Annotated in this window: 15 protein-coding genes and 5 pseudogenes; 12 read left to right on the top strand and 8 right to left on the bottom strand. The window is 56.4% G+C overall.

The annotated features are described in order from the left end of the window. The first annotated feature begins 7 nt into the window (after positions 1 to 7). From J2Z31_RS13830 to J2Z31_RS13815, 4 genes are all read left to right on the top strand, one after another. Entirely contained in the window at positions 8 to 937 is a 930-nt protein-coding gene (locus tag J2Z31_RS13830; RefSeq protein ID WP_028002654.1) for a DUF2971 domain-containing protein, read from the top strand. Positions 938 to 1,522: 585 nt separating this feature from the next. Then, positions 1,523 to 2,614: a trypsin-like serine peptidase gene (locus tag J2Z31_RS29780; protein ID WP_050577631.1), complete on the top strand. Its 1,092-nt coding sequence runs from the start codon at positions 1,523 to 1,525 to the stop codon at positions 2,612 to 2,614. 7 nt (positions 2,615 to 2,621) lie between these two features. After that, on the top strand, positions 2,622 to 3,554 hold the full coding sequence (locus J2Z31_RS13820) for a caspase family protein (protein WP_028002653.1): 933 nt from the start codon (positions 2,622 to 2,624) through the stop codon (positions 3,552 to 3,554). A 237-nt stretch (positions 3,555 to 3,791) separates the two neighbouring features. Beyond that, positions 3,792 to 5,687, top strand: a complete 1,896-nt coding sequence (locus J2Z31_RS13815) for a trypsin-like serine peptidase (protein ID WP_028002652.1) — start codon at positions 3,792 to 3,794, stop codon at positions 5,685 to 5,687. Here J2Z31_RS13815 and J2Z31_RS13810 read toward each other — a convergent pair. From J2Z31_RS13810 to J2Z31_RS13795, 5 genes and pseudogenes are all read right to left on the bottom strand, one after another. Next, positions 5,684 to 7,360, bottom strand: a complete 1,677-nt coding sequence (locus J2Z31_RS13810; protein ID WP_150852060.1) for a phospholipase D-like domain-containing protein — start codon at positions 7,358 to 7,360, stop codon at positions 5,684 to 5,686. The genes J2Z31_RS13815 and J2Z31_RS13810 overlap by 4 nt on opposite strands. A 303-nt stretch (positions 7,361 to 7,663) precedes the next feature. Further along, the gene (locus J2Z31_RS13805; RefSeq protein ID WP_234939438.1) at positions 7,664 to 8,605 is read right to left on the bottom strand and encodes a hypothetical protein; all 942 of its coding nucleotides are present in this window, start codon (positions 8,603 to 8,605) and stop codon (positions 7,664 to 7,666) included. Further along, positions 8,602 to 9,096 carry a hypothetical protein gene (locus J2Z31_RS29275; RefSeq protein WP_234939437.1) on the bottom strand — a complete coding sequence of 165 codons (495 nt, stop codon included), beginning with the start codon at positions 9,094 to 9,096 and terminating at the stop codon, positions 8,602 to 8,604. The genes J2Z31_RS13805 and J2Z31_RS29275 overlap by 4 nt, the downstream gene beginning before the upstream one ends. Continuing rightward, on the bottom strand, positions 9,093 to 10,163 hold the full coding sequence (locus J2Z31_RS13800) for a DUF2252 family protein (RefSeq protein ID WP_028002650.1): 1,071 nt from the start codon (positions 10,161 to 10,163) through the stop codon (positions 9,093 to 9,095). The genes J2Z31_RS29275 and J2Z31_RS13800 overlap by 4 nt, the downstream gene beginning before the upstream one ends. 195 nt (positions 10,164 to 10,358) lie before the next feature. Continuing rightward, a pseudogene (locus J2Z31_RS13795) lies at positions 10,359 to 10,948 on the bottom strand (SOS response-associated peptidase family protein). 58 nt (positions 10,949 to 11,006) lie between these two features. On the opposite strand from J2Z31_RS13795, the pseudogene J2Z31_RS13790 reads away from it, so the two are divergent. Continuing rightward, a pseudogene (locus J2Z31_RS13790) lies at positions 11,007 to 11,505 on the top strand (SOS response-associated peptidase family protein). Here the strand turns inward: J2Z31_RS13790 and dinB are convergent. Both dinB and J2Z31_RS29270 read right to left on the bottom strand, forming a co-directional pair. Further along, the gene (gene dinB, locus J2Z31_RS13785) at positions 11,502 to 12,593 is read right to left on the bottom strand and encodes a DNA polymerase IV (RefSeq protein ID WP_028002649.1); all 1,092 of its coding nucleotides are present in this window, start codon (positions 12,591 to 12,593) and stop codon (positions 11,502 to 11,504) included. The pseudogene J2Z31_RS13790 and the gene dinB sit on opposite strands and share 4 nt — an antisense overlap. Positions 12,594 to 12,596: 3 nt before the next feature. Further along, positions 12,597 to 12,881 (bottom strand): hypothetical protein, encoded by a 285-nt coding sequence (locus tag J2Z31_RS29270; RefSeq protein WP_084617838.1) that lies wholly within the window; start codon positions 12,879 to 12,881, stop codon positions 12,597 to 12,599. On the opposite strand from J2Z31_RS29270, the pseudogene J2Z31_RS13780 reads away from it, so the two are divergent. Further along, a pseudogene (locus J2Z31_RS13780) lies at positions 12,850 to 13,090 on the top strand (IS66 family transposase); the annotation flags it as partial. The gene J2Z31_RS29270 and the pseudogene J2Z31_RS13780 sit on opposite strands and share 32 nt — an antisense overlap. 51 nt (positions 13,091 to 13,141) lie before the next feature. On the opposite strand, the pseudogene J2Z31_RS13775 reads toward J2Z31_RS13780, so the two are convergent. Continuing rightward, positions 13,142 to 14,165, bottom strand: a pseudogene (locus J2Z31_RS13775) (IS110 family RNA-guided transposase). 36 nt (positions 14,166 to 14,201) lie between these two features. Between J2Z31_RS13775 and J2Z31_RS13770 the strand changes: the two are divergent. The 6 genes and pseudogenes from J2Z31_RS13770 to J2Z31_RS13745 form a co-directional block, all read left to right on the top strand. Then, a pseudogene (locus J2Z31_RS13770) lies at positions 14,202 to 14,498 on the top strand (IS66 family transposase); the annotation flags it as partial. Positions 14,499 to 14,879: 381 nt separating this feature from the next. Next, positions 14,880 to 15,128, top strand: a complete 249-nt coding sequence (locus J2Z31_RS13765) for an Os1348 family NHLP clan protein (protein ID WP_028002647.1) — start codon at positions 14,880 to 14,882, stop codon at positions 15,126 to 15,128. 63 nt (positions 15,129 to 15,191) lie between these two features. Continuing rightward, complete coding sequence (locus tag J2Z31_RS29985; RefSeq protein WP_150824046.1) at positions 15,192 to 16,193, top strand: radical SAM/SPASM domain-containing protein; 1,002 nt, start codon at positions 15,192 to 15,194, stop codon at positions 16,191 to 16,193. Next, positions 16,183 to 18,192 carry a RiPP maturation radical SAM C-methyltransferase gene (locus J2Z31_RS13755; RefSeq protein ID WP_050577630.1) on the top strand — a complete coding sequence of 670 codons (2,010 nt, stop codon included), beginning with the start codon at positions 16,183 to 16,185 and terminating at the stop codon, positions 18,190 to 18,192. Before J2Z31_RS29985 ends, J2Z31_RS13755 begins: the two co-directional genes overlap by 11 nt. Next, on the top strand, positions 18,182 to 19,582 hold the full coding sequence (locus tag J2Z31_RS13750; RefSeq protein ID WP_209602390.1) for a clostripain-related cysteine peptidase: 1,401 nt from the start codon (positions 18,182 to 18,184) through the stop codon (positions 19,580 to 19,582). The genes J2Z31_RS13755 and J2Z31_RS13750 overlap by 11 nt, the downstream gene beginning before the upstream one ends. A gap of 61 nt (positions 19,583 to 19,643) precedes the next feature. Continuing rightward, positions 19,644 to 20,801: a patatin-like phospholipase family protein gene (locus tag J2Z31_RS13745; RefSeq protein ID WP_050577629.1), complete on the top strand. Its 1,158-nt coding sequence runs from the start codon at positions 19,644 to 19,646 to the stop codon at positions 20,799 to 20,801. Positions 20,802 to 20,851 lie beyond the last annotated feature (50 nt).

Here is a 20,851-nt window from a genome sequence, read left to right as displayed (position 1 = left end):
CTACCAAATGAAATTGATCTTCAAGTACTTTTCAGAGAGCGTTGTTGAACGCGTTTTTGTTCGTGATGGCCATGTCGGCTTCAAGTGCAGCCTGCCAAAGGATTACAACGATCCGTTCGAACTTTTCCTAGGCGTAGACCTTGAACAAGGCTCCGACCTGCTGGCGACTTACAGCGAGGTGGTCCAGGAAATTCCGTCGCTGTTGACCACCTGCTTCTCGAAATCACCCGTCGTGACCCCAATGTGGGCACACTACGGAAACAATCACAAAGGATTCGTGATCGGGTTCGACGTTGCCGAGCTGCAAGAGGTCTTCCAAGATCTTCTGGTCCGCGAGATTTCGTACCGAGACCGACCAAGTGAGACGCTGATTTCGTTCGCGGAGATGGCAGCTCACCGGAAGAAGCCAAGGGACGCCATGGCCCTTCGGAACGCTGTACTTTATCAAGCTTACTTTTCGAAGTATCTGGAATGGAGCTACGAGCAGGAAGTGCGCGCCGTCAATATCGACGAATATGTCGAGAACGTGAGCGGCAATAAGATTCTCTATGTCCCCAAGCAATGTGTCGCGGCGATAGTCTCCGGTGCCAAGTCTTCCTCGCAGACGAGAGATGCTCTTCAGGAGGTAGCGCAAGAGCTCGGCGCCGACTTCTATATCGGGAGAATAGGTCGCAGCTATCCGATGCCTTACCTCATCACAGACGCGGGGAGTAGCAGAGTGTTTTCGGACTCGGAGATATCACCTCCGATCGCGGAATGCGCTGAATGTACCGAGCCACTAAGGGACAAGGGAGGTCTCTGTCCGTGGTGTTCGGTCGATGACGCTCACCGGATGGCCGCCGCCATGAACAATCCCTTTAGGATACTTGAGCACTATGGGCTTCTTGAAGAATACATTGAAAATTACCCGGTGGGGCCAAGAAAGCCGTACCAGTAGGCGCATCACTGCAGCGTGGTGGCAGTCTCGTCAGGCTCGAAGTGTCACAGAAACCTGGCGTTCTGACGCTGATGCCGAGGCTTCCTCGGCTGGAGGCCGTAAAGCTCGCGCACTAACGGCGAGTCGTCGAATTGCCAGTCTGTCCGAACCTCCTATGAGGCATGGTCGGTACTCAAGCTTACGGCTCTGCTAGCCGAGTATCCACAACCGTAGGTCAGGGAACGGCGGTTATCGCTAAGTTTGGATAACGGGGATCTCGATGAGGCGGCGGGATGGCGGACTCGCTCGCTCCCAACACTGTCATTAACCAAGTCGACAATGGGCAACAGCCGTCTTCAATTTATTCAGTGACTTAGTGTCTTCAGATCTGCCGGTCACAGGTTCAGATCCCTTCAACTGCGCGGATTCATGTGCAGCTTGTCCGCATTATTTTTGAAGTCATCAATATAAATCGCGAGGCGAAGACGGAGTAAATCAGCGGCGAAGACGTCCTGATGAATATTCGGACCGATCCGAAATGAATACTATCGCCTCATAAGGGTTTTCAGTTACTATGCAACCTAGGAAGTTCTTTGGAGGCTTGAAGTGCGAGCATTTGATGATAAGCTGCCGCTGGACTTAATCGACTTCTCGCAATATCTGCCGGACCTCACTACCCCCGGCTTTGACCCCGACACCATCAGATCAAACCTCAAGTCCAATCTTCGTCTGCGCTCAATCGTCGCTGGATTGCCAGTCAACGATGCGGCCGCAGCGGCGAGTGAGGCGTTGGTTGAGGCCGGCATTTCCGCCACCCTCAAGTCGATCAATGACCCTGGCGTCGAACTAGACCCTGCCGAAATACTTGGACAAGAGGCAGTCATTCGATTGACCGAGCGACCTGCGCTGCTTGTAAAAAACGACAGCTTTGCGTTGCCGCCGCAGCGTTGGGCGCGGCTGGATTCGCCATATCGGTCGGATGTCGAGCGGTTACTCCCTCTGGTCGGCCGTGTGGATATGGCCACCGGCAACACGCGCACGATGCTTGGCACGGCCTTTGTCGTCAGCGAAGATCTCATTATGACCAACATGCACGTGGTTGAATTGTTCGCCGACCCCGCGCCAGATTATAGCCGCTGGGTGATCCGCCACGGCGCCTTGCCAACGGTCGATTTCAAAGCAGAGCATGACATTCCAACCCGCAAGCAATTTAAGATCACCGATGTGGTACTCGGTCACAATCGCTTCGAGGCGGAGAGGATGAAAAGCCTGGATCTCGCACTTCTGCGGGTCGAGCGGCTTTCGTTCGCTCCTGCTGGCGTTTTCCTGCCGAAACCTGTTGCGCTGAGCAGTGCGGCGCCAAGCGACGACGACGACAAAGACCTTTATCTCGTGGGCTATCCCTGGACCGATAACGAGAATGTCGTGCCGCCCGAAATTATGCAGGCGATTTTTAACGACATCTACCAGGCGAAACGGCTGCAGCCCGGTGAATATGGAGCGGCGTTCGACGATTTTCTCGCTTTCTCGCATGATTGTTCGACATTAGGTGGAAATAGCGGTTCCTGTGTCGTCGATCTCCAGGCGGGCAAGGTCATCGGTCTTCATTTCCGTGGACTCTACAAGCGTTCAAACTATGCCCTCCAGATCTGGCGCCTTAAGGAGACCCTTTCCGGCTACGGGCTGAACTTTCAGTGAGCAGTCAATGACGTGCCATTGCATCGCGATCGGAATCGACGCCTATAAGAGCCCGGCCTGGAAGCTCGGCGCCTGTGCCGCCGACGCGATCCGCTTTGCTGACTGGGCGATCGGTTCGGGAGGCGTCGACCCGTCAAATCTGCGCATGATGGTGGCGCCACCGGGCGGCGCGCCGGCTAAGGTCGATTTACCGGACAGCGGGGTGCGCGTTGCCAACGTTGCGCCAACACGCAAGGCGATCATGGCACTGCTGCTCACGGAAATCCGCAAGCGAAATTGGGGCGCCAGCGATCGGCTTTACTTCTACTTTGCCGGCCATGGCTGCTCGCATGAATGGGCGAGGGGCCAACGCCCCGAGCCCGTGCTCTTCCCGCTCGATGTGAAGGAGCTTCCAATCGACAGCAATCTTCTACTGGGATTTGAGGACATATTGAGTCCCCTTCGCGCATATGGTCCCAGAAATCAATTGATCTTCATCGATGCCTGTCGCGACTTTGCCCTTGCTGATTATGCTTCAACCGCCGGCGCGTCGGTCGGTCGCTATCTCCGTCCCGTCCTCGACGATGCGGGATGCGCGCAGAATATTCTCTACGCAACCGCGCCTGGTGAGCGATCGCTCGAGCTCGGTTCGGGATACGGGGTATTCGCGACCGCGCTGCTTGAGGGCCTGAACGGGCATCCGGCAGCACTTCAGCGGCTTGCGGGCCAGACCGACTATCAGCTGACCTTCGCGCGCCTCGCCGCTTATGTACGCAAGATGGTCGAGACGCGGATCCGCCGTTTTCTCCTCGATACGCCGTATCGTTATGTCCAGGCCCCCGAAATCGACCCGGATGCCCGCCAGCCCGAGTTCGAGATCGCAACGATTGACGCGGCTCGCGTGCCGCCACAACCCCTGCATGTCCGAGTTACCCCAGGTGACAAAATCAATGAGGGCTGAATTGAGCTTTTCTACGAGCGGCAGCGTCTCAAGCCGCAGTATGGCCCGCCGCTCAAGGCGACCAATCAGTTGTTTCTAAAACCTAGTTTTTATGACGTCCGAGCACGCGCGCCTGGCCTCACTTCCAACCAGGTGACGATCGCCGTACCGTATGACGGGATCATCGACCTGGAGCTTAAACCTCCGCAGGCCCACGCGGTCCCCACCAGTCTATCGTTCGCGACAAGCGATCGCACCATGCCCATCGTCGCCTTCGACCCCGACAATAATCCCGTCACGGCTCTTGGTGTTGTCCATTTCAACGATCCCAAAGCCGGCCACTATCGCGCCGCCGTACTGAGCGCTGATCGGCCGCTCGAGTTGCGGCCGTTCGCGTTTCCTGAATGCGGAGACTACATCACTTTAGACGTGGCGCCGTCCTTACTGACCGGCGTAAGCGCCGCGGCGGTCCGCGACCTCGGCATGACCACGAGCGAGGACGGTGTCGAGCCCGCTGAGAGTTTGGGGCGCCAGGCAGAATTCAGGCTAACCTCGCTTCTCGCCTTTGGCGCCTACGCCGCATATTCTGCCCGTTCTGACGTTATGCGCCGTCTCCGGGCAATCAAGCTCAAGGCGATCAACCGCAAGTCCCAGGAAGCCTGGGTCACCATCCTCGTTGGGGTAACCGGATACGAACCGCTCAAGGGAGCAAGCGTCAAGGCGTTTCTGAGAAATGTGCAAGCCTTGTTGCCAGGTGGTTCGCCCGGCGGCGGCGATCAACGCCTGCGCCCCATTGTCAATCTCCCAGGAACAGCTTACTTGACTGCACGCTGCCCGCTCGGCAGCTACTCCGTCGAAGTGTCTTTGCCCGGCATACCGCCGACCCGCTTTGCGATGAACGGCATGGCAGGGCGAGTCTCGACCCTTGTGATCGGCGTTGCCGACGACGGAAATCTTGAGGTCCTGCAATACCTTTTTAAACTGGGCGGCGGTGACCTTGAAGAAACCGATTTGCCGTTGATCGAGAAAGCGCAGCGATTTTTCGTGGCCGGCCGACCGGTGCCCGCCTCGATCATCGATGCGCTGCTCGACGCCAAGATGACCGATCCGCTCACCGCGTGCCTCGCCGGCTACGCACTCGTCCGCGATGGCAGGCGCGAGCAATTTCGCGGCGACTTTCGGAAAGGCGACACCAGTTGGAACGAATACTCGGCAATGCAGAACATGCTCAATCATTTCGGTAATCTTTGCGACACGCACATCCTTGCAGGGCTCTGCGCGCCTGAAGACCGGCATAGCTATTTCTCCAAGGCGCTCGAATGCGGTCTCCCCGTTTTTGCCGACGGATTTCGAGTGTTGATAGATTATTTCGGCAAGGCGCTCGATCGGTACCCTTCCGAATTTGATCGCGCGCGGCGCACACTTTCGATCGGCACCGCCTATTCTTCCTGGCTTTCTCGCGAGCCACAACTTGCCGTGCAAAATGGCCGCTTTGAGCCTCCCCCCGTTCAGTGGCGCCAGCTTGAGATCGAACGTCCTCGAATCGAACGCTTTCTAACGGGATGCGGGCTGGTTACCGTAGTCGGGGACAAAGGCACTCAGGGCGCGGGAACCGGATTTCTTGTGGCGCCAGACCTGGTGGTGACCGCAAACCACGTTGTCGGGCAGGCGACTGAGACGGCGCGGGTCTATTTCTCCAGAGCCGACGAATGCCGGGTCACCGGCGGTGCCCCAGGCGATGGGATCCTTTGCGAATGCCTGGCGATTTACCCTGAAGCGCGCGTCGCCCTTCTTCGCCTCATGGAGCCCCTCAACTCCACCTTCGTGCTTCCAGTTTCTGAACTGGATCACGGCAAACCGGGCCGTGCTATCTGTGTGCTTGGCTATAACGTGGATCTCAAAAGCAGCGTAGTGCGTAAGTTTCTGCTCCCTGGCTTCATACTAGCCGCCGTTGACGAGGGCGAGACCTTTGACCACGACGCGTCAACCGTTGGCGGCAGCGGCGGAGCTCCGGTGCTGGATGTCGAAACTGGCACGGTAATCGGCATGCACTGGGGCGGTATGGCCGAGGGTGGCTACAAGCGCAACCGTGCCAGCCGCTTTCTCAGGCCGTTTATCTGGGAGACCGCGGGGCAGGCCGAAGCCGGCGGCTAATCTCGCTTGACCACGTCCATGCGTGGATCTAGCCGTTTGGGGATGCCGGCGATTTCCTCGCCGCCGAGCGGAAGGACTGCACTCGGCACCTCCAGATCGTAAGCTAACTGATAGGCGAGATGGTTCCAGTCATGGTCGAGCACCCCGGCATACCAACCGTTCACATCCTTGTCATCGATGATCAGGCTGGCGTCGCGGTTGTAGTTCGTACCCTCGTTGGTCCAGTTATGGCTGCCGATAAGCGTGAGACGATCATCCACCAGAATAGCCTTGGTGTGCACATTCTTCATGACTCGCACCTTGTGCATCGGGAAGCCATCGCGATCCAGCGCGCGGAGCGCGTCCTTCGTATCCTCCTGGATGAAATCGCGGAAGAATATTCGGGTGTTCTCGATAGCCCAAGCCTTCTCTCGCAGAGCGGTCACCAGCCTACGATACAAGGGCGAAGGTGTCACGTTGATCGAAAGGGACTGGTTTTGAAACCACAGTTTTGTCGTTGCCGACTCAATTAGGGCCAGTACCTCTTCTCCGAAATTGTCGGGCGTGAGCAGTGGCATGATACGCCGCTTGCGCCTCGCTAGTTTCTTTGGCGGAAAGGCCTTGTGGTACGGACGCGGCGCCTCGGGGAGCGCCGCGTCGGGCCCATCAGGGACACGGAACTCTAATGTGAATTCGTCATCGCTTGGCCATCGCACCGGGGAGGCGGGAAGCGGAGTGAGGTTGCCTGCTTCGGGACTGCTCTCGTCAAATTCAGAGGTTTCGCGATCTTTGTCGAGATAGGCTTTGAAGATCTCCGCAAGCTTCGAGCTTTTGACGACAATATGCCATTCACGATTGTAGCGCGCCATGTCGGCGCCATCTGCGGGAGTGCCGGCCGCATCACCTGCGAACCGACGCTTTGGTTGGTTCGAACTCTGCCAATTGCCACTTGACAGCCAGAACTGCTTAGCGTCTCGGACCGCAACCTTGATGTGATAGGCCGATGGAAACTGCTTTCGCCCACCCACTGAAGCCCAGGCGAAGCGGAAGCGCTCGCCAAACGCCGCTTCCAGCCGGGCTTTCACGTCGGCTTCAGGAATGTCCTCCGCTTTGGTCCCGCTGCCCAGCGATGCTTTGGGTCCAAGGCATAGGCCAAGCTTGCCGCCTTGCTGCCCGATTGCCTCAAGCGCATTCACAATGTGTGGCGCCGTCAAATCATACATCCCGATATTGAGATCGGAGGGGTCCGTAAGATACTCGCACAGGACCGCCCATCCGGCGTCCGGGCTCACATGCAACGTAAGCTCGCAATCTTCATTCACTTCGACGAGCTTTGACGGGTTGAGCGGTTTGTAGGTGAGCAGGCTATAGTCGCGTGGCGCCTCATCTGCGCCGCGCAGGAGGCCTGTTCGCCATTCGCGCGACAGCGCGTCCGCGTCATTTATGGTGAGGCCGTTGTATCGCAACGCCTGTTCTTCCATCGTCGCGGCAATCTTGAGGACCACGATACCGTCGATCTGCGGAGGTAGGTCCAGCGCGGCGGGCCGCCGCGCGATCACCTCAATATGATAATTGCTGTGGTCCGGACGCCCGTGGACCATTGTCGGAGCGGCGCGCACTGTAATCGTTTCAACCGAATCGAATATCGCTGCGTGCCGTTGAATCAAATCCTCTACAGCTTCCTGGTTCGCCAATGTCTTGCCCCCCTGTTTTGTGCGCCCTAAAGATATTACACCCTTGCGTTGCGCCGTAGCTAGACAGAATATACGTCACTTTCCATAATCATTCAGGATGACGGTCGGAGAAGATATCCTTCACAGATACACTCAATTTGCCTATCACTCCAAGAGGGTAAGTATTGTACTGCTGGAACTATCATTTCTCTTCTGAATTGTACAATAAAATGCCTTTGGCACGAGCTTGAATAAATCGATGCGACGCTGACGGAGTCCTCTGCCCAACCGTCCAACACTGACACCTGACCGGTCTCCCGAACCTCACCTTTCCTTCAGCTTCAGCGCCTTACGAAGCTCGGAGATGTGGTGCGGCACGGCCGCACCAGCGGACCATCTCCGGGGAAGCGTCCAGTACTTTGTGTGAGTGAAGAATGGAGGCCAGAACTTCCAGCCGACCGTTCCGTCTTTTGGTTCTGGCATTACAGCGATATCGCGAATGCCGGAAAACGTCCTGCCGTTCACGGCCAGGTCGAACTGTTTGCCGACTGGACCGGAAATGATGTCCCCCCAGAGGATAGCTCTGTGACGGGAGTAGATGTTTGTCCATCGTGTAAATGCGAATAGAGCCGCGTGGTGGGGCAGGCGCGGGGCAGCGGCATCATCATCGGTCCGATAGGACATGTGCCGCTTCTTGGTGGTCGCATCATATTCCAGTGTTGGGGGGCAGGTCGGCAGGATGCGCCGTTCCTGGGCCTTCCTGAGAGCCGGCTTGTCGTAGGCAAGGAGGAACTCCGCGTGCGCCAGTGGTGACCCAAGTGTTACGAAATCCGAAACGATCCAGGGATTCCCTTGCGCGTTCAACTCTTTTCTGCAGAGCGCCTGCTGCGCCTGATATGCATCGAGATCCACGTCTTGTTGCTGACGCGCATCAGCCAATTGCGGTTCCAATCCAGTCGCCCGGCGAATGAGAACCTCCATCTTCGCGAGCTCCGGCTGGTCTTCTGCCGCGGTCATTCTCGTGTTTAGGCGCGCGAAACTATGAGTGAGGATGTCGTAAGCCACGATCGTTCCCAACGAGTGCGCCGCGACCACGATCCGATCGTACTCGGACGTGACTGTTGTCCCGTCGGGCTTGATACCCATCAGCGATTCTAGGAGCTGCACTCCCTTCTCGCGAATTTCCTGGCGGCGAGCGACATTTGGTGGACTCGCCTTCACGTAGCGGGCAACGTCACCAAAGTATTTTAGCAGGAACGTGTTCACGAGACCGCCGACGGAAAGGCTTGCAACGCCTCCCAACACCGCCCAGTACCAGCCTTGCCTTCGGACGGTAGAAGCGACAGGAGGAAGCAGGTGACCGCAGCGATTGTGATGATCCAAAGAACAGTCCAAGCGAGGCCGAGCCCTTGCGGCACCCGACGCGGTGAGCGCCAGAGAAGATCTTTCATCCAGGCTCGAAAATGCTCGAACGAGGTTCCCTCCATGAGATGGGCCCAATAGAATTCGTAGAAGTGGGTGGAACCACGTCCCGGAAGGCTCTCTGTTGCCAGACGTCGAAGCTCGTAGGAACGGCTATACTCGTCCGGCTTGAACCAGATCGCGTTCGTCGTTCGTTTCGCGCCCGTAGAAGAATCAGGACGATTAGCATCAATGAGGTCAGAGTCAGTAGCCCACACTGACTCCGAGAAACTCATGAGCGTGTCCATCGGAATTTGCTCACCCATGCCATGGATCACGACGACTGCCTGTTTCATGCGTCCCCCTGCTGAAAGCGCTTCCACTTTTCGAAGTCCTTCATCACGAATTCTTCCGCAGCCTTCGAGGCGTTGTGCAGCCAATTCGACTCGCGTCTGGCGAGGTCGCTGTTGATGTCGTTGGCGCTTACTTTTCCCGCAAGATGGATCGCTGCCAGATCTGCTCCCATTGCTGCCAAAAGGTCCGGCCCATAGGCCCAAGCGTCTACTTTACTGAGGTCGATCTTTTGCGAATCCGATGCAATACGGCGGACGACGAAGTCAGAACGAACTTTCAGGAACGGGTCCGGTGAGCGATAGCGCCCGGTTGAGACGACCTGAAACAGTCCGACGGGGCCGATCTTTCCATTCGCCCACTCCCAAGCCGACGGAACCAGTGCTTTTGCCTCACGCACGACGCTTCCGCCATTCCAGGTGCCGATCGCAAGGTAGCGCGGACGTCCAAGTGAACCGCCGCCGCGCTGCCAGGTTCGGAAGATAATGTCGCGGGTGCCGGCGGGAAGCTGCTCCCTCAACAAGTCGGAAGTCTGGGGCGGCGGCACCACTGCGGCAGCCCCACTCAACTCGGTCCGAAAGGAGTCGATCTTAGTTGCAGGTCGGTTTACCAGCGCCTGCATCCAAGGAACCCTGTCATCAATGAAAAATGGGCCGGGCGCTTCAAGGCCGCGCCGATAACCCTCGACGATAGCTTCAACCCGAGCCTTCTCACTGCCCGGTAAATCCGGGGCAAGGCGAGCACTTGTTGCAAGACGCACGAGATCGCAGACGTACGGGAGCGTGGCGGCCTCGTCGAAGTCGTTGACGCCCCAAACCAGGCGTCCTTCCTCGTCCCGCCATGTGCCCCAGTTTTCGATATGAGCGTCGCCGACGTTCATCACCAAAGGCCCGCCACCCAATTCGGGCAGCCAGTCAAACAGCTTGCGAGCGAAACGGAAGCATGTCGCGCGAAAGAACTTGAACGGATCGCGCGCCATCCGTTCGTGCTTTTCATCAAGCCCCGCCTCCACGACGTCGCACTGCGTCGCGAGCCAATCCTCATACTTCTTGACTTGATCGACTATCGACACGGAAAATCTCAGTTGAGTAAAGCTTAAAGATGAAACGCCACCTACTGAGGCAGCTACCAGTACGTTATATATCAATAAAATGCAATCAATACCGCCATCTAGGTGGACTGATATAGAGGCTTTTGAAGTGGTTTCGTTCACAGGCCGCCGACCTGCGCTGAATTTGTCCTTTGAACGCCGGTACGGAACTGGCGATCAGCCGACCTGTTCCACCACCAGCGCGCCCGCCGGAAGCGACCTGATCAGCGATTTCGCGGAAACCGCCGGATTGAGCCACGCGGCCCATGAGTCACGCTCCAGGATAACGATCTGCCGGTCCTGGTATGGCGCGATGTCCGGCCCGGGCTCCATCGTCGCATGGTGAAGGCCTGTCCGACATCCGGCGTGTCGCGCCATATGCCGGCGATGCAGAAGATCGGCTCATCCTTCTTCGTGAACAGCCATTTGTCCTTGCGCTTCTTCTTCGGGTCCTTCGGCTCGGCGAACTCGTAGAAGCCGTCGGCGGTGATCAGGCAGCGATTGGAACTGAACTCGCGTCCTTCCGACCGGAAATTATACACCGGACGCTTGTTCGGCCCCGGCCAGCTCCAGCGCCGCTGCACGAGCTCGGCCTCATCCCGGGTCCCGTCGATCGTTCTGACGATTGGACCGATATCGGTGATCTTGATGTCCTCGCGTGGCTGCAGGTTCGGCGCGCCTTCGCCTAAGCGAATCTTGATCTTGAGCTCGGCGAAGTCCTCGACGATAGAGGCGACATCCACCATCAGCCGATAATCATTGCACATGTGTCCTCCGTCTCAGGGTTTGGTTTTGTGGGAATGTCGTTCCTGATATGTTCCATCTATGATGAGTGCGACCGTTTTCCAGTCCGACGCCCCGCTTGATGAGCGCCGCGTGATCATAAGGCGCCATGACGGCGATGTGGAGATGGTTGAACTGCCATGGGGCCTGCGGCCCCGCGACGGCGGTCTGCGCGCCGTGAACGTCGTTCGGTCGGAAGGGAGGACGTTTCCCACCGCACCGCTGCCTGGTGCCGGCCTTGGAGTTTCGCCATAGGAGCTTCAGCTTCTCGCTCGTAAATGGCGACTGGTTCTACTTCGCGGCGATCTGGCGGCCGGCGATAGAAGACTGGCCGGCGTCCTATGCCATCCTGACGATCGAGGCGAATGCCGATCTCGCGCCGTTTCACGACCGGCAGTTGGCGGTGCTGACACGCGATCAACGCCTGGCCTGGCTCGACGGATTTGTGCCTGAGGACGAAATCCTCCGTCCGCTGCCGGCAGGGACATTCCGGGTCAAGCGCCATTCGATCGATCCAGCCCAGCCGATGCTGGCCGTCTAAAGCGCCAGCCGCAACTGCGGCGCCACCCCAAACGTCCGCCGTTCCAGCGATGACAACGTGACGCCGAGCAGGCGGATTCCTCTGCGTGGCGGGAAGATCGGCGCGAGAAGCAGGCCGACCACCTCCTCGAGATCGCCGATCGTTTGCAGAGGTGCCGGAACCGTCTTGCTCCGGGTGATCTGGCTGAAGTCGGCATACTTGACCTTGAGCTTCACCGTCTTGGCGCCGATCTCGTTGGCCTCGCAATAGCCCCATACCTTCTCGATCAGCGGCTGAAGACCTTCGCGCGCCGGGCCGTAGGACTGGATGTCCTCGGAGAACGTGTCCTCCGCGCCGACGGATTTCCGCACCCGGTCCGGCTTGACCTGGCGATTATCGATGCCGCGGGCGATCCCATAGAAATAGGGTCCCGACTTCCCGAAATGCTCGACCAGAAACTCGAGTGTCTTGTCCTTGAGGTCTGCGCCCGTCTCGATCCCCAGCCGGTGCATCTTCTCGGCCGTTGTGGGACCTACGCCATGGAATTTCTTGACGGGGAGCGCCTCGACGAAGGCTTGGCCGTTCTTCGGCGTGATGACAGCCTGACCATTGGGCTTGTTCAGGTCGGATGCCATCTTGGCGAGGAACTTGTTGTAGGAAATCCCGGCCGACGCATTGAGGCCAGTGACCTGCTTGATCTTCGCCCGGATCTCCGCGGCAATCTCGGTGGCGATCTCCATGTCCTTCAGGTTTTCGGTGACGTCGAGGTAGGCCTCGTCGAGCGAGAGTGGCTCGATCATCGGCGTGTATTCGGCGAAGATCGCGCGGATCTGCAACGAGACGGCCTTGTAGACGTCAAAGCGCGGTCTGACGAAGATGAGGTCGGGGCATTTCCGTTGAGCGGTCACCGAAGGCATCGCCGAATGAACGCCGAACTTGCGTGCCTCGTAGTTGGCGGCCGCCACCACGCCGCGGGCAGCAGGATAGCCGACGGCAACCGGCAGGCCCCTGAGTTCCGGATTGTCGCGCTGTTCGACTGATGCATAGAAGGCATCCATGTCCACATGTATGATCTTGCGCGGGCGCTCGTTGCCTTCGTCGTTTGTCATCGCCTAGCTTCCATCAGCTCCCTCAGCCAAACATGGGAAGTGCGCGCCGCATTTGTCACCCTCCGGCGTTTGCATGCGCTCGCAGCCCATCGCCGTGCGCCGGCGGATCACCGCGAAGCTCACACTGGCGCCGAATGCTTTCACCAACAGCTTGCGCTCAACTGCGCAGTGGCGATGACATGGGCGACAGAGGAATTCAATGATCGGCTCGCGGTGATCCCTCAGTTTCGGAAGGTTCGTTAAGCTGGACTCATCACTTGATGTGGTGCCGGCGGAGTTGCGCGTCATCGTCACGCGCCGCCCCAAGTATGTCTTCAAAAATGAGGACGGCGTCATCCAGGGCACCGGCGCCGGCGCACATCATCGAAGGCGGCATTCCGACGGAAGCGCTGCTGGCCCAGATCGCTGTCTCCAAAGCCGATGGCCTGCCGCTCTACCAGCAGGAGGCGATCTACGCTCGCGACAAGGTCGAGCTCGACCGCAAGCTGATGGCGCAATCCTCCGTAGACCTCACCACACTCCCGACGTCTCGCGGCCCCGGTTCTGCCTTATGCAGCGGCAGATGTCGGAGCTTGATAGACGCCACCACGGGCCATCAGAGCCCAAGCGGTGCGCGCCAGTTTATTCGCCAACGCTACCGCGACAAGCTTCGGCGGCTTCTTCAAAAGCACTCTTGCTAGCCAGGAGCCGGCAGGCGCTCCATATCGTCTTGCCCAACGCACCACGGCGGTAGCGCCAAGAACAAGAATACGTCGAAGATCTCGTTGCCCATTTTGGATACTTTACCGAGCCTGTCCTTGCCTCCGGACGAATTCTGCTTAGGCGTGAGGCCAATCCAAGCCGCAAAATCACGACCCTTGCTGAAGATCTCGACTGATGGAGCTAAGGCTTCCATAGCGGTCGCGCAAATAGCACCGATGCCTGGAATGGTCATCAAACGGGAAGCGACATCGTCTTGTCTAGCGCGCGTCCGGAGATCTGCCTCTACCACGGCAATCTTCTCTGAAAGAAATGCAACCTGCTCCAGCAAGCCGTCGCAAAGGATCCGCGCAGCCTCAGGCAGGTCGGGGTGAGTTGCGACGAGTTCCCTCAAGTTGGGAAGGTGTTTGATACCCTGCGGCACAATCAACCCGTACTCCATGAGATGTCCGCGTAGTGCGTTGACTGTATGTGTGCGCTGTCGCACCAACAGGTTCCGAACCTTGAATGCCATGGATGAAGCCTGCTTCTCTGCGCTCTTCACCGTTACAAATCTCATCGTGGGACGCGATGCCGCTTCCGCGATTGCCTCAGCGTCAGCAGCATCGTTCTTCTGGCGTTTGACAAAAGGCTTCACATAGGAAGGATTGATCAGTCTGATCTCATGCCCCAGCTTGCCAATCTCCCGTCCCAATAATGGGCGCTGGCGCAGGCTTCCATCGCGACTACGCAGATCGGGAGCTTGGCTAAAAACTCAAGCAACCTTCCGCGGCTCAGCTTCTTGCGTAGGACCGCCGCTCCATCGGGGCCTGCGCCGTGGATATGGAATACGTTCTTTGCCAGATCCAAACCAACGATGGTAATCTCGTTCATGGACGTCCTCCTTGCAGGTCCTAACACACCCGCACTTTGGCACATTTGATGCCGTCGGGGGGCGTCCACTCCACCGGCTATGCCGCCTACCACAAGCTGGTCCGCTCCGATCGCGGCAATGACGGCATCACATTGGCTGGCTGCTGGTTGCAAAGCCGGCGGAGGTTTTATGAGCTGCATGTCGCGGAAAGCTCGAAGGTCGCAATTGAGACGGTCGAGCGTATGGTGAAGCTCTGGCAGATCGGAAGACCGTGCGCGGGCAAAGCCCTGGATGCTCGTGTCGCAGCGCGTCAGGAGGCCTCCGCGGCGATCGTCACCGACCTCTTCGCCCTCTGACAGTCAACCCTGCCACCGGTCTCCGTCACATTGAAATTGGCTGAGGCGCTCCTTAGGGGATCTTGCGGCGGCCTTGTATTCAGGGGCGTTTAGCAACTGCTCGTGGTAGCGACAAAATACCAGCTCTGCCTGGCTGCGGAAATGCTATTGTATATACCCTAGGCCCCAACGCCCTACTACAAAATTCCAGGACCGGGGGATTGACCTTAGAACGCATCCTGCTATTTTAGCAATTGCTAGTTGACGGCTTATGCTTTCCTACCCGGGGGCAACGAACGCTTTGGACGCCATGCAGAGTCCAAGCGAAGCTAATGCGCAAAACATCATTCGGCATAATGCTTTTGCAATTGACTTCACAGTTATACTTTGGAGGTCGAAATGCCAGCGACTGCACGCGATATTACGCTTGAAGACGTCCAAGAAATCCTTGGCCGAGCCTTGGTCGATGCCGAATTTCGTGAGGCTTTGCTCAAGGATCCAGAAGCGGCCTTCATGGTACTTGGGCTGAACATGTCTCAGGATTCGATAAACTTCTTCCGGGCGCTGAATGACCAAACATTCTTAGCTGCCGCGAATACTGTCGAAAATCGTCTGGGCGGGCGCCCAGTGATAGGGGCGTGGCTCTAAGAGCCCCGCTCACCGATAATTTGCCGCTTTCGGATATCTGACGCTAGCAGAAACGGGGCAGCGATGGGCGCAGGATATAAGCACCCGCTGGAAACGCTGGCGATTATGCCAAGCTGGAAGTGTGATGTTGTCTGTCATCACTGCGTCTTCAGTTCTGCGCCTTCCATAAATGAGCGGCTGAGCCTAGATGACATCACTGAGGCTATCAAGGAGGTAGCTGCAGTGTCGACTGTGAAGCGCATAACCCTGTCTGGGGGAGAGGCGTTCCTCGACTTTGATTATCTAACTTCGATTGCGCGAGTTACGCACTCGTGTGGCTTGCTTTTCAGGGTCGTGACCAACGGCTCCTTCGCTGTGGACCGGGTTACTGCCGAGCGAGCCATAGGATCACTAGCATCAATAGGAATCGAAGCAATTAGTTTGAGCTGGGACCAGTACCACTCGAGGTTCATAGATCCCGCGCGGATTCGCAATGCAATTTGTGCCTGCCGCAAGTACGGCGTGAGCGTTCGGTTGACGGCAGTGGTTAGTAAGGTGTCAAGCCTGTCATCAGCGTTGGAACTTCTCGGTGACGAAGCGTTCGAATTGCCGATAACACAAGTCAAGTGTCTTCCGGTGGGGCGGGCTGAAAGAAAGGTCAAACCCGGAGACCTGTTGCCGCCTGCTCCGACGGATCTGAAGCGCGCTTGTAGGGCAGACTTTGACACAATGTCTCTGACGCCCAACGGCGACGTTTTCCCATGCTGCGCCGTGGGAGGATTTACGGACGGAATTCGCTTAGGTCGATACCCCGACGAATCTATAAAGTCCTTGCTTACACGGAGGGATCGCGACCTTTTTTGGATTGTTTTAGCATCACAAGGTCCTCAGTTCTTTGTCGAACGCATGACGGAAGCAGAGAAAGTTAAACTGGGGCTCGTGCCTGGCGCTTTGCACGATTGTGTTGTCTGCCATCGTCTCTTCCGAGATCCAGCTGGAGCACAAGTTGCGGTTCGGGTCACCGCGCGGTTGAGAGAACAAGCTTCGCTCATATGGACAGAATTGGTATCGACCGATGCGCCATGAGGACCAAGCCTCAACTTACATATACCAGCAGCCGCGCTCCCAGCGTGGCGACGTCATTCTACTCTCGATGCCAATGGCATCCTTGAATCATCCCACGATCGGCCTCTCTCTTTTAAAGAGCGCGCTTCGCCGAAACGGCTATCACGCTGCGATCCGACATTTTTTCTTGGATTTCGCTGAATATGTGGGCCCGGCGGCATACTGCGACATCAATGATGACCGATATTTTCTCGCACTTGTCGGTGAATGGCTATTTTCAGCGGCCGCGCACGGTGACGTCTCAACAGACGACATAGGTTACATCTCACGTATTCTATGCGGCGAGTACAGGCATCTTGTTGATGCTCGTAAGGTGTTGAACATCTTAGAATCCCGGAAGAAGATATCTGGATTTCTCGACCATTGCATGGCTGCGATAGACTGGGAAGCATACGCGGTCGTCGGGTTTTCGTCGTCATTTCAGCAGACGATGGCCTCATTAGCGCTCGCCAAACGTATTAAGGAGAGATACCCGAATAAGTTTATTGTTTTTGGGGGAGCCAACTGTGAAGACGAAATGGGGACTGAGCTCCATCGTCTGTATCCTGTGATTGATGCTGTCGTAGGTGGCGAGGCCGAAATAACTTTTCCAGAACTCGTCAAGAGGTACCTCAACCGGGAGAATCTAGCCGGGTTACCCGGTGTGACAGTAAGGGATAGTGAGAAGGCAATCCATGCCCAAGGTCCATCACTCCCGATAGTCGATCTCGATGACTTACCGTTTGTGGATTACGACGACTTCTACGCTGATCGCCATCGAGCCCCTAATGTTTCAAAGTCCTTTGATGCCGTGCCTCTTTTTGAAAGCGCACGGGGATGTTGGTGGGGCCAGAAGCATCACTGCACATTCTGTGGTCTCAACGCTTTGGGAATGACGTACCGAAGCAAGAGTCAAGAGCGAGCCTATTCAGAGCTTCTCGGCATAGCCAATCGATACGGACGAGAGATTCTTGTCGTAGATAACATTCTAAATACAAAATACTTCAACCATTTTTTGCCGCGTCTCGCCAGAACGTTACCCCCACTGCTCATGCACTATGAGGTAAAAGCAAACCTACGAGCATCTCAGCTGTCAGTTCTCGCTCGCGCCGGCGTTCGGAAAATTCAGCCAGGCATAGAATCGTTTAGCACAAACGTCCTTCGCCTCATGCGAAAGGGCACTACCATGCTGCGAAACGTCCAAACCCTAAAGCTTGCTGCTGAGGCAGGCATTTATGTTGAATGGGGTCACTTGTATGGATTTCCCGGTGAGACCATAGATGATTATCGTTGCGTGTTGGGTTTGATCCCGTTTCTCACCCACTTGTCCCCCCCCAGTGGCGTTACCCGCGTCCGGGCCGACCGCTTTAGCCCGTACTTCAATGAACCGTCCGCATTTAACATTTCGATTCGACCATTACCCGCCTACGCACATATTTATAGCTCGGTTGGCTCATCCATTCAGAAGCTGGCATATCATTTTGACATCGAAAAGCCTGATGACCACCATTTCGAGCCAATCCATCAGGAACTTCACACGGCTTTGGAGAGATGGGACGCCCACGCCGCGACATCAGCGCTTTCGCTTCGGGAAAACAACGATGGAGAGGCGGTTGTCCGTGACTGTCGAGTTGGAACTGGCAACAATTTGCTTCGGCTCACTCGTCCTGCCACGCGAGCACTTGCTTTCGCGGCTGAAATCCAGGGAGTGCAAGGAATCCGCGACAAACTTGGCCGAGAATTTGGGGCATCGGTCGCTTCCGAGACGATCGAGGAACTACTTAGCCTGCATTTGCTCCTTCGTGAGGGCCAAGATGTATTGTCGCTGGCTCTTCGCCAGCCTGGATTCGAAAGAGCGCCCCTAAAAACAGAAATTAGAGACTCTTTGGAACATTCGTACTTCCACAGATCATCGGCGTTTCTGCCGCATGACGGGGGTGAACATGAAACGGTGGACTATACTATTATTCATGGCTGCTGATAACGATCTTGACCGCTTTGCTGTCAAAGATCTTCACGAAATGGAGTTAGTTGGATCTACTGACCAGGTCGATTTAATTGTTCAGGTTGACCGATACGGCGACGGCACAAGAGGACCGGCGCTGCGGGGGCCGATCATAAAAGACCCGAACTGGCAGCCCTATGATTTCAGGTTCATTTCGCCCTTGAATGAAATCGGTGAAACTAACACCGGTGATCCGTCTGTTCTCCAAGCGTTCATCGAATGGGGTGTATTGAACCACCCTGCCGAACGATATGCTCTGGTTATCTGGAACCATGGAAGCGGCTGGAAGCCGGAGTTTATATACGAGCAGGCAGAGGAAGTTGCCGGTGAGCGCTTGGCGCGGGCGATGCGCCATGTTGATTTTGCGGACCGCTACAAACGACGTCTTCAACGAATTCTATTTCGAAAAAATGCTAAGGAAGTTGTGACCGACTTCATTGGACGTACTCTCGTGCCGCTTATCGCCGCACCTGAGCGCCGATTCCTGGTCGGCAGGGATGCTCTGCTAACATCGCTGCAGCGCTCATCGGCGCGACCTCCGATGTTGTCTCTGCGGGAAAGGGATCGGAATGAGCTGGATCGCGAGCTAGAGTTGCTGGTTGATCGAGCTATTGGTCTTGACGAGACGTCCCAGCACGACGCCCTGGACAGTATCGAACTAAAGAACGCTTTGGTTGGAGCAATTAATCATATCGCCCAGAGCAGGGGCACACCCTTCAAGTTCGACATTCTGGGCTTTGATGCGTGCCTGATGGCGGGACTGGAGGTCGCCTTCCAAGTTAGAAATTTATCGTCGTTTGTTGTTGCTTCCGAAGAAATTGAGCCAGCGATCGGTTGGCGTTACGACCTGCTCGTGAACTCCATTGCGGCTGCCGATGGAAACATCAGCGCGCGGGATTTGTCCAGTGCTATGGTCGCTTCCTACATAGAAGGAATGCGGGATTATCGAATACGGCTGGTTACCCAGTCTGCTATAGACATGGAGCAAATTGAAGGTCTCGCAATGGCACTTGGCTCACTTGGCGAACTCATTTCTGAGATGATCGCACCAGAGTACATCTTACTAGCAAAAAGCGAAAAGAACGCCACTCGTTTTTATGACACTGATTTTCTGGACCTAGGACACTTTGCGACAATACTCAAGGACCATAAGAATGATCAACGCATCGAGAATTTCTTAAACGCACTTCAACACTCCGTTATTAGTTCAGAGTTCTTATTTGGACGTGAACGACAGAAGCCAACGGGGCTCTCGGTCTACTTCCCAACAAAACCTATTTATGATGGAGCGTACGCAAGTCTTGATCTCACAAACCAAATTAGTGGCTGGTCAGACGCAATTAAACAGTACCACTTTTTATCTTAGACCCCTGCTACTACGCGTTGCATGTCGCTTTTGGCTTTCAGGATGACAGTGGAGGCGCATTATGGCAGACGATGAGGCAACCGATCTTGACTCCGATCAGAGCAACGTAACTTCACTGATCGACGGTGAAAAACTGGAAGATGCAATCGGCCTCTGCCTGTCTGGTGGGGGATACCGTGCGCTGCTCTTCCATGCCGGCGCAATTTTTCGACTGAATGAATTAGGCTTGTTAAACAAACTCGATCGAGTGTCTAGCGTTTCCGGCGGCTCAATGGCCGCAGCCGCACTCGCAGTAGCCTATGGCAAATTTTCTTTCGATCCAAACGGCCGCGTAACCAATTTGCGCGAGACGTTTCTGGAACCGGTGCTCTCCCAAGCGGATGACTCCATCGACATTGCATCAGGTTTTGCAGGGTTGAATCCGTTCACGTCGGCAGCCGAGGAAGCTGCTAGGAGCTACGATCGAAATCTGACGCACGGTTCGACGCTGTCTCAACTCCCAGTGAAGCCGCGTTTTGTTTTCAATGCGACCAATCTGATGACAGGGAGCGCATTTCGTTTTCAGCGCGCATATATTGCGGATTACAAGATTGGCCAGTTCACGGGGCTGGACCTGAGACTGGCAGATGTTGTTGCAGCCTCAGCGGCGTTTCCACCGTTTCTCTCGCCTGCAATAGTCAATCTTTCACCGGGAACGATAGAGGCGCACACGAAGGGTAAAATGGCGACCGCGCCCTACACCGAGAAAGCTATACTTACGGATGGTGGCGTCTACGACAACTTGGGCACCGAGACAGTCTGGCGACGTTGCCGAACCGTGCTTGTGAGTGATGCCGGCCACCCTTTTAGTTTCGAAGACGAGCCAAAGCAGAACTGGCTCCAACAATCTCTTCGAGTGCTCGATATTGCAATGGATCAGTCTCAGAATTTGCGCGAGCGGATTCTCTCCCATGCTTACAAAACAGGCGCCAGACAAGGCGCGATGTGGCAATTGAGTACCGGCGTTGATGATAAGAGCCAGCGGCCACCTTTGCTTACCGAAACTGAATTTGACGAGGCGAGGAGTATTTCAACTCGACTCTGGCGAATGCCCAAGCGGACGCAAACCCTACTGCTCAAAGCTGGCTATGCGCACGCCGCGTCGCGACTGAGGACATATTTTGGACCTGCGGCGGGTGGACCACCGGACGCTCCAGACGGTGACCCTCCCGAGGCATAGCCCAATTTGCGAGCGCATCGCCAATAGGTACGGATCGAACAAGTCGCGGC

The sequence above is a fragment of the Sinorhizobium kostiense genome, assembly GCF_017874595.1.
Taxonomy (GTDB): domain Bacteria; phylum Pseudomonadota; class Alphaproteobacteria; order Rhizobiales; family Rhizobiaceae; genus Sinorhizobium; species Sinorhizobium kostiense.
The sequence above is the reverse complement of the archived record's forward strand: the minus strand, read 5'-3'. Positions and strand labels throughout refer to the sequence as shown.

Bases quoted from the DNA above. Each gene is read 5' to 3' on its own strand.
- J2Z31_RS13830 (WP_028002654.1), top strand. From the start codon at position 8: ATGAAATTGATCTTCAAGTACTTTTCAGAGAGCGTTGTTGAACGCGTT.
- J2Z31_RS13820 (WP_028002653.1), top strand. From the start codon at position 2,622: ATGACGTGCCATTGCATCGCGATCGGAATCGACGCCTATAAGAGCCCG.
- J2Z31_RS13815 (WP_028002652.1), top strand. From the start codon at position 3,792: ATGCCCATCGTCGCCTTCGACCCCGACAATAATCCCGTCACGGCTCTT.
- J2Z31_RS29275 (WP_234939437.1), bottom strand. From the start codon at position 9,096: ATGAAACAGGCAGTCGTCGTGATCCATGGCATGGGTGAGCAAATTCCG.
- dinB (WP_028002649.1), bottom strand. From the start codon at position 12,593: ATGACAAACGACGAAGGCAACGAGCGCCCGCGCAAGATCATACATGTG.
- J2Z31_RS29270 (WP_084617838.1), bottom strand. From the start codon at position 12,881: ATGACGCGCAACTCCGCCGGCACCACATCAAGTGATGAGTCCAGCTTA.
- J2Z31_RS13765 (WP_028002647.1), top strand. From the start codon at position 14,880: ATGCCAGCGACTGCACGCGATATTACGCTTGAAGACGTCCAAGAAATC.
- J2Z31_RS29985 (WP_150824046.1), top strand. From the start codon at position 15,192: ATGGGCGCAGGATATAAGCACCCGCTGGAAACGCTGGCGATTATGCCA.
- J2Z31_RS13755 (WP_050577630.1), top strand. From the start codon at position 16,183: ATGCGCCATGAGGACCAAGCCTCAACTTACATATACCAGCAGCCGCGC.
- J2Z31_RS13750 (WP_209602390.1), top strand. From the start codon at position 18,182: ATGGCTGCTGATAACGATCTTGACCGCTTTGCTGTCAAAGATCTTCAC.
- J2Z31_RS13745 (WP_050577629.1), top strand. From the start codon at position 19,644: ATGGCAGACGATGAGGCAACCGATCTTGACTCCGATCAGAGCAACGTA.